Origin of the sequence: Parapedomonas caeni (genome assembly GCF_041060555.1) — a bacterium.
GTDB lineage: Bacteria > Pseudomonadota > Alphaproteobacteria > Sphingomonadales > Sphingomonadaceae > CAUJIW01.
Genome location: NZ_JBEUDS010000031.1, coordinates 1 through 13,111, shown reverse-complemented (window position 1 = coordinate 13,111; position 13,111 = coordinate 1). Strand labels below are relative to the sequence as shown.

The 13,111-nt window shown below is 65.4% G+C and carries 12 protein-coding genes; 7 read left to right on the top strand and 5 right to left on the bottom strand.

All coding sequences use genetic code 11. The features are described 5' to 3' along the window. The first annotated feature begins 5 nt into the window (after window positions 1-5). The 5 genes from ABU113_RS15580 to ABU113_RS15560 all read left to right on the top strand — a co-directional run bounded on the left by ABU113_RS15580 (window position 6) and on the right by ABU113_RS15560 (window position 2,532). On the top strand, window positions 6-899 hold the full coding sequence (locus ABU113_RS15580; protein ID WP_454560423.1) for a hypothetical protein: 894 nt from the start codon (window positions 6-8) through the stop codon (window positions 897-899). Window positions 900-912: 13 nt separating this feature from the next. Beyond that, the gene (locus ABU113_RS15575; RefSeq protein WP_454560422.1) at window positions 913-1,494 is read left to right on the top strand and encodes a hypothetical protein; all 582 of its coding nucleotides are present in this window, start codon (window positions 913-915) and stop codon (window positions 1,492-1,494) included. Further along, window positions 1,494-1,718, top strand: a complete 225-nt coding sequence (locus ABU113_RS15570; protein ID WP_454560421.1) for a hypothetical protein — start codon at window positions 1,494-1,496, stop codon at window positions 1,716-1,718. Before ABU113_RS15575 ends, ABU113_RS15570 begins: the two co-directional genes overlap by 1 nt. 17 nt (window positions 1,719-1,735) lie before the next feature. Then, the gene (locus tag ABU113_RS15565) at window positions 1,736-2,272 is read left to right on the top strand and encodes a TIGR02594 family protein (RefSeq protein ID WP_454560420.1); all 537 of its coding nucleotides are present in this window, start codon (window positions 1,736-1,738) and stop codon (window positions 2,270-2,272) included. A gap of 65 nt (window positions 2,273-2,337) precedes the next feature. After that, window positions 2,338-2,532 carry a hypothetical protein gene (locus tag ABU113_RS15560; protein ID WP_454560419.1) on the top strand — a complete coding sequence of 65 codons (195 nt, stop codon included), beginning with the start codon at window positions 2,338-2,340 and terminating at the stop codon, window positions 2,530-2,532. Between the two features lie 71 nt (window positions 2,533-2,603). Here ABU113_RS15560 and ABU113_RS15555 read toward each other — a convergent pair whose 3' ends face one another. Genes ABU113_RS15555 through ABU113_RS15545 form a run of 3 tightly spaced genes read right to left on the bottom strand, consistent with a single transcriptional unit; the run spans window position 2,604 to window position 9,036 of the window. Beyond that, window positions 2,604-3,098, bottom strand: coding sequence for a hypothetical protein (locus ABU113_RS15555; RefSeq protein ID WP_454560418.1), 495 nt, complete (start codon window positions 3,096-3,098; stop codon window positions 2,604-2,606). A 60-nt stretch (window positions 3,099-3,158) separates the two neighbouring features. Beyond that, window positions 3,159-6,329, bottom strand: a complete 3,171-nt coding sequence (locus ABU113_RS15550) for a UvrD-helicase domain-containing protein (RefSeq protein WP_454560417.1) — start codon at window positions 6,327-6,329, stop codon at window positions 3,159-3,161. Continuing rightward, window positions 6,322-9,036: a PD-(D/E)XK nuclease family protein gene (locus tag ABU113_RS15545; RefSeq protein ID WP_454560416.1), complete on the bottom strand. Its 2,715-nt coding sequence runs from the start codon at window positions 9,034-9,036 to the stop codon at window positions 6,322-6,324. The genes ABU113_RS15550 and ABU113_RS15545 overlap by 8 nt, the downstream gene beginning before the upstream one ends. A gap of 227 nt (window positions 9,037-9,263) precedes the next feature. On the opposite strand from ABU113_RS15545, the gene ABU113_RS15540 reads away from it, so the two are divergent. Both ABU113_RS15540 and ABU113_RS15535 read left to right on the top strand, forming a co-directional pair. Further along, window positions 9,264-9,506, top strand: coding sequence for a hypothetical protein (locus ABU113_RS15540; RefSeq protein WP_454560415.1), 243 nt, complete (start codon window positions 9,264-9,266; stop codon window positions 9,504-9,506). Window positions 9,507-9,528: 22 nt separating this feature from the next. Next, complete coding sequence (locus ABU113_RS15535; protein ID WP_454560414.1) at window positions 9,529-10,488, top strand: helix-turn-helix transcriptional regulator; 960 nt, start codon at window positions 9,529-9,531, stop codon at window positions 10,486-10,488. Window positions 10,489-10,522: 34 nt separating this feature from the next. On the opposite strand, the gene ABU113_RS15530 is transcribed toward ABU113_RS15535, so the two are convergent. Continuing rightward, window positions 10,523-10,858: a hypothetical protein gene (locus ABU113_RS15530; RefSeq protein WP_454560413.1), complete on the bottom strand. Its 336-nt coding sequence runs from the start codon at window positions 10,856-10,858 to the stop codon at window positions 10,523-10,525. A 33-nt stretch (window positions 10,859-10,891) separates the two neighbouring features. Then, window positions 10,892-12,925, bottom strand: a complete 2,034-nt coding sequence (locus ABU113_RS15525; protein WP_454560412.1) for an AAA family ATPase — start codon at window positions 12,923-12,925, stop codon at window positions 10,892-10,894. Window positions 12,926-13,111: the final 186 nt, after the last annotated feature.

Below are 13,111 nucleotides of genomic sequence, written 5' to 3'. Positions count from 1 at the left end.
TGCTCATGACCCTGCTGGGCGCTGGCAGCGGCGGGCAGCAGGTCGCGCTGCCGGTCAACTATTACCAGTGGGCCGACAAATACAGCGCGGTCGAGCAGTACGGTGCTGACGGTGGCTACTTTTCCAACCTGTCCGGCGGCAACTTCGCACCCGCGACCTGGCAGGGCCGCACCATCCGCGCGCTGGTTCACAGCTACGATTTTTACGCCAGCACCTCGACGACGCTGATCGGCATCGACGGTTACAATGCGACGCCGGTCCCGCAGCGCCTGCGCATCAACGGCACGAACTTCACACTGGGTGCGGGCTCGGTCTCCTGGCTAACCAACGTGACCGGGATCACCTTCAGCCCTTCGCCGACCAACAATATCAACTGGACATCGCATGGCCTCGCCGTTGGCGATCCGGTCCAGTTCTATTGCACCGGCGGCATGCCCACCGGGATCACGGCGTTCACGATATACTTCGTGCAGTCGGTGGTGAGCGCCAGCGCATTCAAGATCGCGGCCACCCCGGGCGGCGCGGCGATCAGCTTCACTGGCTCCGGATCCGGGACGCGCTACGGCTACAAGAACCCGATCACGTCCTACCAGGCTTTCGGTGCGCTGAGCGGCAACCCGTTCGCCAGCATGCTGCCGCGTGCTGCCACCATCACCATCGCCAGTCCTGCGACCGTTACCGCGACAGGGCACGGGCTCACCAACGGCAAGCGGGTCCAGTTCACGACCAGCGGGGTGCTGCCGACCGGGATCCTCGCCAACACAACCTACTTCGTCATCAACGCCGCGACCGACACGTTCAACCTCTCCGCCACGCAGGGTGGCGCCGCGATCGGCACCTCGGGCGGCCAGTCGGGCACCCACGTCGTGCGCGAAGTCGTGTCGGTCACGGTCAGCTAAAAGGAAAACTGCGATGCAGGCAGATCGCCGGCCCACGGTCACCGACGAGGTGATCGCCATCAACGACGACCTCGACATCAACTACGGGGTGTTCAAGAACGGGTTCACCTTCCGCCGGGCCGCCAATTCCTGGCGGCTCTGGCCGATGCTGGAGTTCGTACCGCCCAGGCTCAACCCAACCATCGCCGACATGTACGACGCCGGGGTGGAATGGAGCCTGTGCGAGCATGTCTCGGTCGCCATCAACGGATGGGCTGATTACGTCTTCGAGGGTCCCAAGGGACCGATTACCCAGCGCTGGACGCCCGGATGCCACAATGTCGAGAACGGCGGCGGCTATCTGCCGGCCGGCGAGTTCACCCGGCGCTTCCACGACGATTTCACGCTGTGCTGCGTGGTGCAGAAGTTCCGGCGGACGCCAGGCGTGCAGTACCACTTCGAGGTGGTGACCGGACCGGACTTGCTCGATCGCGGGGCGCTGTTCGTCCATTACGCCACCGGTGTGCGGCAGAAGCAGACGGACTTCGATCTGCCGGCCGGGCATGCCCTCGATGCGGCTGCCGGCGACATCGCCATCATCGGGAGGCTGCGCTGATGGCAGACCATCCTGATCGCGATTCCGCCGTCGAGATTGCCCTGATCCGGGCTGATCTCGAAGCCATGCAGGAGGACCTGAAGGCGGTCCGCAAGGAGCTGAAGGACCTGCTTGAGGCCTGGAATACGGCGACCGGCATGGTCCGGTTCGTGAAGTGGCTGTCGACCTTCGCGACGGCGCTCGCCGTCCTTTACGCCACCGTCAAAGGCCTGTCCGGCCGCTAACCTCCCGGGAGATATCCATGAAACCGCTGCCACTGGCCTATGGCTGGATCGATGACCTGCGCCCGCTGCCCAGGATGCTGGAAGAGGCTCGCAAGCTCTATGGCACCTTCGAGGTGGCCGGGCCGGCCGACAATCCCGTGATCCTCGGCTGGGCCAAGGAAACCGGCCTCGCCAGAGTCTACAATGACGACGCCATTCCGTGGTGCGGGCTGTTCATGGCCGTGGTCGCAAATCGCGCAGGCAAGCCGGTGGTGGAAGGTCCGCTCTGGGCGCGCAACTGGGCGAAGTTCGGGAAACCGGCAGAGAGGGCCCAGCTGGGCGATATCATGGTGTTCCGCCGCGCGCAGGGTTCCGGCCATGTCGGGCTCTATGTCGGTGAGGATTACGGCGCCTACCATGTCCTGGGCGGCAACCAGTCCAACGGCGTGACCATCACCCGGATTGCCAGCGACCGCTGCATTGCCATTCGCCGGCCCACCTACCGCAAGGCGCCTGCCACCGCGAAGCCGGTCCAGCTCGCGGCCAATGGCGTTCTTTCCATCAACGAGGCTTGACTGGCCGTCCTCATAACCAACCCGACCGCCCGCTACGCTAGCGGGCTTTTTATTGGAGTAGCGACATGGAAGATCTGAAACCCTGGTGGGCCTCCAAGGCCATCTGGACCGGCGTCATCGGCAGCCTGTGGGGCGTAGCCGCAGCGCTTGATATTCTGCCCGAAGGGCTGACCCAAGCCGACGTCCTGACCGTTGTGCTAGCGCTGACCGGCATCGGCAGCGTGGTATTTCGGAAGACGGCCAGGACGCGGATTGGATGAGTGCGGATCTGGCGGCGGGAGATGTTGCCAGATCCCTTGACTCAGTTTGCTCCAACGATTCTCATCGTTTTTCAAAGCGGCGGCTGGGGTTCGACCTCGTCAGCGTTGATGGAGTGGGATAGCCAGCGCCCGCTCATCTCGTGCGCTCTCGCATCCAATTCCCACGGTGCCTGCGCATATCCATATGCGATGAGCTGCCGCACGTATTCGGCCAGAAAGGTCCGAAGCGACCCAACCGCCTCATATTGCTGCACATGCCGAAATTCATGGGAAAGGACGCGCGGCGTGGCGTGGCCATGCCGCACGAGAACGGCATACCCCAGCGTCATGCCGACAATGCCGGCATCCATCATGCCTAGGGCCAGCATCCGCGTGCGAAGCCGGGGGCAGGCAGGTTCCGGCAGGGCGGCAACATGGGCTATCCGAATCCGCTCCGGGTGCCAGACGCCGGCCTGTTTGGCCACGCGCCTCAAGGAGGGACCAATCTCCTGCCCGTTATGAAGAGCGACGTCGCGTTCGCTGGTCAGCCAGCGCAAAGCGCCTTCGAGCATGTCGTCATCGCTCAAGGAGGGCACTCCGCCCCGACCCGGCGCGCTTCATGGAGTCCCGCATGGTCTTCAGGCGCCTCACCCCTGATGCACATCGCCAATCGTCAGGCGCCCCGTATCCGTCCAGAAGATTGCGGCTGCCCGGACCGGCTTGATACCCAGACCCGCCACCGCATCCGCATAGGCGGCCAGTTGGGGCCAATAGGACTGGTAGCGGACATCAGCATCGGGAACCGGACCACTCTTGTGGTCGACAATGAGGAAGCCGTCATCACTTTCCGCCAGCAGATCGATGATCGCCGTCAGCGTCCCGCCGTCGGAAAGCGCGATTTCCAGCGGCTGTTCGACATGCAGGCTGGTGTAGCCCCGCGATGAAAGCGCTTCGCGCAAACCGTCCGCCTGGGCGGCCAGAAGGTCAACCTCGGCTGCGCCAAGTCGGCAGTGCGGTCCGACCCGATCCCTGAATTCCGGTCGTTGCAGCAGGATGCGGAAGGCCTCGTGAACCGCCGTACCCTTGTCGGTTGCCAGCACGAGTTCGCCACCATCGAGGCGAACGCCCGGTCCTACTTCGAAGGTTTCCAGTGGCGTGGGGATTGGCCGGGTCGTGGCAGTGGCCTTCGATGGGCCAACCGCCTCGATACCTTCCGAACCGGCGGCGGGCTGGATGGAATGTCTTGGTGAGCGCGATCCACGCGCACCGGCGCCCATGCCGCGCGGCTCATCGAACGAGTCCGGGATGGCGGCGTCGCAGACGAGATTGGCCGCCGGGAACGAGGCACCGGCAATGTCGATAGTGTTCCCGGCCACGGCCACGCCGCACTGTTCCGTCATGATGCCATAGGCGGTGATCGGTGGCGGGACTTCCTTCGGCGGGGTAACGACCGGCCATTCGATGATCAGGCGATCGCGCGCGCGGGTGAGGGCAACATAGAGCAGACGACGCGCTGTCCTCTCCGCCTCCGGTCGCATCCCGGCAAGGAACCTTTCGGTCGCTTCCGGCGCGGCGAATTGAGGCGCATAGGCGATTTCCGCCAGATCGATGACCCGATCCAGATCGCTGAAATCCGGGAAGACCGTGCCGAATTGGCCCGCGCGCGGCTCGCGACTGTCATCCAGGCCGCAGACAATCAGGATCGGCCATTCGCGTCCCTTCGACGCATGCCAGGTGACCACTTCGGCGCCGTCAGCCTCGTTCCCTGATGGATTGGGACGCCGGTCCTCGTCGGGATTGCCGACCTTGCGTTCCAGCCAGCCCAGAAAGACCAGGGCGCCCTGGCCGTAGAAGCCGGATGCTTCGCGCATATCGCGATGCGCATCGAGGAAATGGGATGCCTCGGCCTCGAAGCGAAGAAGATCGGCGCGCATCTGCGCGGGATCATCCAGCCTGTCACACCATTCCCGCAAGCCGGCGGTCCGGATGACCTCGTGCACCAGGCGGTTCACGGGCGCTGTCAGCGATGCGGGCCACAGGGCTTCCAGCGCCGCCAGTTCGGAGAGAATTACCCGGCCATGTTCGGCGACGGATTTCAGGGCATCGGCAAGAGGCGTCGCGGCAGGCCCCAGCGTAGCAACGCACAGCGCGGCGTGCGCGTCCTGGGGATCGACCGCGAAACGCAATGCAAAGGCCGCCGCCTGAACGACCGGGCTGGCCCACCAGCCACCTTCGGCGACGCGGACATCGATGCCAAGCTCCCTCAGGGACGTGGCATAGGAACGGCACAGGCTGTGCGTCGGGCACAGAATGGCAATGTCCCTCGGCTCCAGTGGACGTGGCTGGTCGGTATAGCGATCGACGATGGTGACACCCTCATCATCGAGCAGGGCACGCACCCGTTCGGCAATGAAATGCTGGGGCTTCCCGCCGGTTCGAGCGCCGCGCTTCACAGCGAGCGAAACAACTTCCAGCGCGCGGTCCTGCCCCCTGCTCTTCGTTTCCGTGAGCGGAGCGTAATCAGCCGCGAACAGTTGGTCGCCAAGGGCGTTCACGAAGGCGAGAATCCGTGGATCGGAGCGCCAGTTGTATTGGAGCGGGCTCGTCGGATACTGCCGGGTCAGGGCTTCGGTCAGGCGCGGATCGGCCCCTTGGAAACCCATGATGGCCTGCTTCGTGTCGCCGACGATCAGCGCATGCCTGGCGCATCGGGCCAGGTTCCAGAGGAAGGTGAACTGGATGGGATTGGTATCCTGGAACTCGTCCACGATGACGCAATCGACCTCTGCCATGATCGCGTCGAGTACGGCAGGGTTGTCGGCCAGCAGGCTGGCCGCGTTGGTGACCATGTCGGAAAAGTCGATCACGCCCAGTTCGCGCTTGCGTGCTTCGTAATCGGCCATGGCCGCCTGGGCACCCTGGACGAGCGCGCGGGCATGGCGTACGGCGTCGTCCAGCGGGCCGGGATGGCTGACCAGCCGATTGGCGGCAAGCATGACTGCCTCGGCCAGCCCATCGTATCCATCGGGCGTCGCGCTGCCGCGTTTGGACAGGCGCAGCCCGCGCAGCTTCTGCCACAGCCGCCAGTCGTTTTCGCCCTTGGCGAGGCTGTTCCTCGCTGCGTTCAGTAAGCTGAAATTCTCCCGGAAATCGCGCTTTGCCGCATCACTCTCCATCAGCGACGACAGGGAATTCGGAAAGTCTCGAAGCAAGGCGTCGATTGCCGATTTCAGGCTGTCGGCCAGTGCGTCCGCATTGCCCATCGGCGCGCCATAGCCTTCCCTGATGGAGGCTTCGGCAAAATCCGCCATTGAGGGATCTGCACCCCTTGGGCCAAGGGTTCGCAGCAGCGCGATGAGCTGCAACAGATTCTTGCGGAAGCTGTCCTCCTGCGTGTCGTCCGAATTGAAACTGCCGCGATATCCGAACGCGCCAAGGTTCCGGCTGAGCTCGTTCAGATCGTCATTTTCCTCTATGGCCCTCCGGATCAGCAGATCCTGCTCATCTTCCGCAATCAGGCGCTGCTGGGGCGACGCGCTGTTGGCGAAGGCGTGCTCGATCAGCAGCCGGCGGCCAAGGCCGTGGATGGTCGAGACATAGGCCCGATCGACGGCAAGGGCGGCGTCGAGGTTGTTATCCCGGATAAGGGCGGCCCGGATTCGCTGGCGCAACTCACCTGCGGCTGCCTCCGTGAAGGTGACCGCCAATATGCGCTCGGGCCTCACCTGTCCTTCGCGGACCCAGCGGGTCAGGGTTTCCTGGATATGGTGGGTCTTGCCAGCGCCCGCACCGGCCGGAACGATCGAAAGATCATTCATCGTCCGCGCTCCCCATGATGTCGGATGGCATGGCACTGTCGCGCAGGAATGCTTTGACGAGCGGGCTGGCGCTGAACGCGTAGACGCCGAGCGAAGCCTTGGTCTTGTAGAATTTCTCGTCCTCTATCGTATTGGATTCAAGGAGGCCGTCTTTCAGGTGGGAAAAGCGGGACTCGATCCGGGCCAGGGCATTGCCAGCGATGTCACCGTCGATCACTTCGACATGGGGCGAATGCAGATCATCGGCCCCGTTGATCAACACGCCGCCATCGTTGAGGAGATGGTAGGCAACGGCCGGCGGCCTTGGCCACGCGGCAAGGCAATCGGCGATGCCCAGCACTTCGGCGGAACTGCGTTCGTCAACGCTGGCCGACATCTTGCGGTAGAGATCGACCTGCAAGTCCCATTGTGCTTCCAGCCGCTTGCGTCGGCCTGCCGTGCCGCTTTTCTTGTAGTCGACGATCACCGGAAGGCCGTCGGGCAGGCGGATGAGGCAGTCCGCCTTGCCTCGCACGGGGTGGCCGAAAATGTCTCCGGAAAGCCAGAATTCGTTGCCCACCACTTCACCGCCAAGCGCAGTCAACACCAGCGCCCAGTGTTTGGCCGATTTAGCGATTTCGGCTTCCAGCGTGCGTCGCTCCACCACCCAGGCGGCGGCCTGCAGGAAGGGAGCGATAGTCTTGATGCGGTCAAGCAGCAGATCGGGAACGCGCGCGTCTATCTCGGGATCGCTCGGCAATGGCGATCCCGGAACGAAAAGCCGTTCGAAAACCTCGTGCGCAAGGGAGCCGCGAAGCGCCACGCTGAGCTGTTCTGGTTGCCAGGGAATGTGTTTGGCCTCCAGTTCATCCAGCAGCCAGGCGAGCGGACTGACCAGCAACTTCTCAAGCCGGCTCGGGCTTTGCGGCCGGGGATCGCCTTGCGCGTCCGTTCGCAGGTGGAGCAGGTTTCGTCCAAGCTCGAAGAACTCGGGCACGGCCGGCCTTTCGGCAGGCTTCATGTCCGTGCGAGGCGTCCATCTTACCAAGCGGTCCCAGATTGTTCCTTCCGCACGGTCCAGCGAGACGACCGCCTTTCCGGGATCGTCCATCCCCCGCATGAGCCGGGCGACGAGCGGCAGGCTGGAGGATGGCGCAAGGCTGGCGCCCTCGCGGCTGCGTTCCGACAGCAAAAGCACCACCTGTTCCGATGCCGCCCCAAGCTGCGCGGTCAGGAGGTCGAGGGCGCGCCGCAACTGATGCGCCTGCGATGGCAGGGGCAGGCCAACCGCATCCTCGATCAGCGCGATTTCGCTGTCGAGGAAGAACGGGTTGCCCGCCGGCGGGCGCGGGTACTCGCCATCGTTGAAGCCAAGCACCACCAGCTTGCGGAACACCTTGGGCGGTCGCTCGGTGCTGCGCAGGATTTCCACGCCGCCGAGGAAATGCGGCCCTCTCGATACCGTTCCGTCCTGGTAGGCGGCCGCTTCCTTGATGACGCGTTCCCAGTCGGGTTCGCCGCCATCCGGGGCACTGTCCAGCACGGCCGTCAGGCGCGCGATCTGGCCGCGTGCCTCGCGCACGGCATCCAGCAGGCTCTCGTCGCGGGAAAGCAACTGGGCGAAGCTGCGCAGTTGGCCCGCCAGTTGTTTGGCGGAGATCGGCGCGGGTGCGCGGATCAGGTCGAACAGTTCGCGTTGCTTGCCCGTGATGTCATTGGCCAGCCGGGGGTTGAAATCGCCGTCCATCACGCGGGTCGCGAGGTGCGCACCTGTTTGAACCGGCCAGCCGAGCACCGGCGAGGCATAGAGCGAGGCCAGCGCCATGGCGGGCGCCGGGCGACGGCGGCATTGCACGAAAAGCAGGACCGCCTCCGCGCCGACATTGCGCTGGCGCGCCACGCCGGGCAGCGATGATGGCGCCAGGCCGGCGAGCGCGAACACTTCCTCCAGGTAAAGGGCATGATCGCCGGAATCGGGGATGATCATGCCGATATCGCCGCCTCGCAGGCCGGGATCATTGGCGAGCCAGTGCTGGATGATCGCGGCGGCGGCCTCGCATTCGGTCAGGCTGTCGCGCACCGACAGCACGGCAAGGCTGTCGTCCGCCTCGACCGGCGCGGCGGCGGGATCGAGCAGGTTGCGCTGAACATGGCCAAGCAGGGTGGTCGCCGGGGCCGCGGCCAGCTTCCGGTCGGCAATCAGGCGGCAATAGTCCGGGTCGGACGGGCCGACGATGCCATGATGGGCTTCCAGCCGTTCCAGCACACACCGTTCCAGCGGCGAAAGACCGGCGGCATCGCGATCCCATATCACCGCCAGTGGCTGAAGCGCATCCTCCGGGCCGCAGCCGAGAAACGCCCTGATCGACCGCATTTCGGGAGAGACGGCTTCCGGCGTGGACGCCCACAGACCCACCAGCGCCCCGAGGTGCATCCGGGCGCGGGAGCCTTCGGGCAGGGCGGAGGTATCCACGCCGCCGGGCTCCAGATCGCGGGTCGCCGCCATCACCGTGCGCAGCATTCCCGCGACCGCGCTGGCGGTCTGCTCCGGCGCGATGGCGAAGCTTGCCGCCCAGGGCACGCCGTCTCCCTGTCGCGCGAGAATGTCGCGAAGGGGGGCATCCGGAAAGGCGGGAAGCGCATAGAGGCTGGAAAGCAGCGCGATCGAGAGCGGCTGGCACCCCGAAATTCTTCCTGATCCGATCCGCAGCCAGACGCCTTCAAACATGGCGCGCCGCCTCCCGCCCGCGATGGTTGGCGCAAGTCTCCAGGCTATCAGAATCGCTTGGATGCAATGGCATGGCCCCTTTCGTCGCAAGCATATCGGGCGCACGCGGAAAAACCAGCTTCACAGGCGACAGAATTGGTCGCAGGATAACTTTGCCCGCAAGTCAATTGTCCCGGATCGTGTTGCGATGGTGTAGTTGCCTGTTTGCGGATCGCCAGGAGTTCTTGATGACCGGTTACGCGCTATACGATGCCAGCAACAATCGCCTGGAAGTGATCCGGCCCGGCGAAACCATGAAACGCCATATCCCCTGCCTGAACCTGTACCCCTCGGCGGACAAGGTTCACGGCCTGCAAATCAGCGGGGATGAAATCTGGGTTTTCGTCGGGCCGCATTCGAACCCGATGCCGAACCGGAAGATCATCTACCGCTTCTCATCGCTGTCCGGCGGCGGGAGCACGGGCCTGTGAGCGCCGCGCCTTGACCCAGCGCATGGCCAAACTGGACCGGCTGCTGTCGCTCGTCCACGCGCTTGTCGAAGCGCCGGAGGGAATGACGCTCGACGAGATGGCCCTGCATCTTGAGGTCAACCGCCGCACGGCAGAACGCCTGCGCGACGTGATCATGCTGCACTTCGACCTTGAGCCGCTTGCCGAAGGCCGCATCAAGCGGTGGCGCATCGTGGGCAAACTGGGGCGGATGTTCACCACGCCCACTGCGGAAGAACTGGCCGCGCTCCAGGCCGAGGCTGCCGGCCTGCGCTCGGCCGGGCAGGGCGCGAGGGCCGACCTGCTGGAAAGCCTGCTGAACAAGGTGCGCGGCGCGCTCGACGGGCCGACCCGCAATCGCACGGCGCCGGATTTCGAGGCGCTGGCCCAAGCGCAGCGGATATTCGTGCCCGCCGGCCCCGGCGTGCCTGTTGCCCCGGAAGTGCTGGCCGCCGCCCAGCAGGCGATCATGGCGGGCACGATGCTGGAATTCGACTACCGAGCCGAAGGGAAGGACACGGCCGAATGGCGCCGGGTGATCCCCTATGGCCTGGTCCACGGCGCGCTCAGCTACCTGATCGGCAAGCTGCCCGACAACGCCATGCCGCCCGCCTTCTATCGCCTGGACCGCATGGAGAACGCGCGACCCAGCGACAGGCCGGGCGTGATCCCCGCCGATTTCGACCTCGATGAATGGATGTCGCACAGCTTCGGCATCTGGCGCGGGGAGGAGCATGACATCGTCCTGCGCATCCGCCCGCACGCGGTGGAACGGGCACGCGGCTGGCGATTCCATCGCAAGCAGACGGTGGAAATGCAGGCGGATGGCTCGATGCTGGTCCGGTTCCGAGCAGGAGGTTTGCGGGAGCTGGCGGAGCATTTATTTGCGTGGGCGGGAGATGTGGATGTGGCCTCGCCTGTCAGGCTGCACGATGAAATTGATCGCATTATCAAGTCAATGTAGTCCTGTAGGGCTGCCGTTGACGGTTCTAACCCATTCACCCAAAGAACATTTCGCGTATCTCGGCTTCCAGTTCATCGTCGTATCTGGCGAGCACGGCGTCAAGCCCGAGATAGCGCCCGTCGGCGTAGGTCACGACATCGGCCAGTTCCTCAAGGTCGCCGTTGATAGGACCGCCGGCAAAGCAGACCCTTGTTGCCACCATCATGAATGGTTCGGCATTGCGGTCGAGACAGGTCGGGCAATAGGCGAAGGATGCGGGCCCGAGGCCGCTGGCCGCAACCATCGCCGGCCCCTCAGCGCCGCAGACGTCGCAGATCATATTCTCTTCGGGGTCTTCGGTCATTTCAATCCGCCTTCCTCTTTCAGCCATCTGCCCGGGCAGCCCGTTTGCGCGTCAGACAGTTTACCGTTGGGGGAATAGTCGGGCCTGCCGGGGTTGCACAGCGCGTTCGAGGCACACCGCCTCACGCATTGCCGACTCCTGCACCTGGAACCCGATCGGTCGCGCATTGCCCTCCCGCAAGGCGAGTTCCGTCCGCAGCCATTGCGCCAGCACTTCCGCCCTATCTTCCCCCAGCAACCGGGCGCGCTGGTGGACGGCGGCGAAGTCGCCGGGGGTGAGGCCGTGCAGCGCCATCAGGCCGGCGGGTGCGACCATGCCAAATCGCGCTGCAAACAGGGCCTGGGCCTGCCGGGGCGTCAGGGCCGCGAAATTGACGCGCAGGGTGAAGCGGCGCTGCATGGCCGAGTCGAGCCGGTCGGCGAGGTTGGTGGTGGCGACGAAGGGCGCGCGCAGGTGTTCCATCCAACGCAGCATCTCGTTGACCATGCCGGCCTCCCAGCTGCGCTGCCCGGCCTCGCGGCGGAAAAGGAAGCTGTCCGCCTCGTCGATCAGCAGCATGGCCCCGCGTTCGGCGGCGCGGCCGAAGGCGGCGGCGATCCGCTGTTCGGTTTCGCCGACATAGGGGCCCAGCAGGTCGGAGCCGCGCCGTTCCTCCACCGCGATCCCCAGCCTCAGGGCAAGGTGGCGGGCAAAGGCGGACTTGCCGGTGCCCGATGGCCCCGCCAGCAGCAGGCTCCACCCGCGTGCGTGCGCCCGGCAAAGCTGATCCGCCAGGCGGGCCAGATCGCAATCGGCGGCGGCCAGGGTAAAATCATAACACGCATCGGGCGGTGGAGCGGTCGTCCGCATCCGGCCAAGCGCCTTCAGCACGCTTTCCGCGCCAAGGCGCGCTTCCGCCACGCCGCCACCGGCCAGCCGCGCCACCTGCATTCCCGCCGCGATGACCGCCGGCTCCGCTTCCAGCGTGGCGAGATCGGCCAGATCCGCCTCGTCCAGTGCCAGCGCCTGCGCCTCGGCCGCCCGCGCGGCAATGCGCGCGCGGGTTTGCACGGGCGGCGTATCGAACGCGATGGCCAGCGTCATCCGCCGCACCAGCGCCGGATCGAGCAGATCGGGATCGTTGAGAATCCAGATCGTCGGCACTTGGGGCTCCTCGACCAGCCGGTTGAGCCACTGCTTCGAGCCACCGTCCTGACGGGTGTCCGACCGCCTGAGCACATCGTCCGCCTCGTCCACGATGATGAGCGCATCGGCCGATCGGGCGCCCAGCGCGCGCAGCAGGCTCAGGTGCGCCAGTCGCTCGTAGCGCGTCGGTTCGTTGCCCCGCTCGTCGGCCAGCCCCGCGAACGCGGCCCGTCGGCCCGCGCGATCGGCCAGCAGCCGGGCGAACTCGGTCTTGCCGGTGCCGGGCAGGCCATGCAGCAGGATGCTGACCGGCTGGCCCGAGGCGATCACGCGCCCGCCCAGATCGCGCAGCGGCCCGATATGGTCGAAGTCCTCCCAGCACAGCGAGGAAGGCGGCGCGGGCGGCATGATCCGCTGCCGGAGCGTGTCCGGATCCGTAGCGGGGCAACGGGCGATCCGCATCAGCAGGCGGCTGGCGCAATATTCGCCGTCGTTCTCATCGACAACCATGCCGCTCGACACGAGCCGCGAGCCGGGCGCCAGTCGCTCGTCGATTTCGACAAGGGAGAGGCCCGTCAACAGGGCCAGCACATCGCAATTGGGGTTGGTGGCATTGAAGGGGGCCGTGCCAGCCAACTGGCGCCAACTGTCGAACAGCGCCACCCGGACGATTACACCCAGAAGGAGGGTTTCCGCCGCATCGAGCGAAAGGGTTTCGGCAATCCAGCCAAGCCGCGCATCCAGCGGAGCCGGTGCGTCAAGCCGCGCATTGTCCTGCAGGTGCAGGCCGATCTCCCGCAGGCGCGCAGGCACGACCTGGATTTCGGACGGCCGCTCGACCTGCTCGGCGCGAAGTTCCAGCAGTTCGTGACGAACCTCGAAATAGGAAAAGAAGTTCTCCCCGGCGAGGCGCAGTTGCCGTTCCGACAGACCGGCCAGAACCGACGCGGCTGCCCGGCACAGATGCACGGTTTCGCCGGCGGATAGGCCCAGGCTCTGGCGCGGCTGGGTTTGTTGGGCCGCATCGAGTTAGCGTCCGCGCTCGTGGTGTAATTTCCGGTGTAGGCGATGGTGTATTCCGGGGTGGGGCATGCCCCACCCCGGAATGCGGCGTCGCTGGTGGCCACCGGGTTCATCGTTATGGTGGAGTTTGCA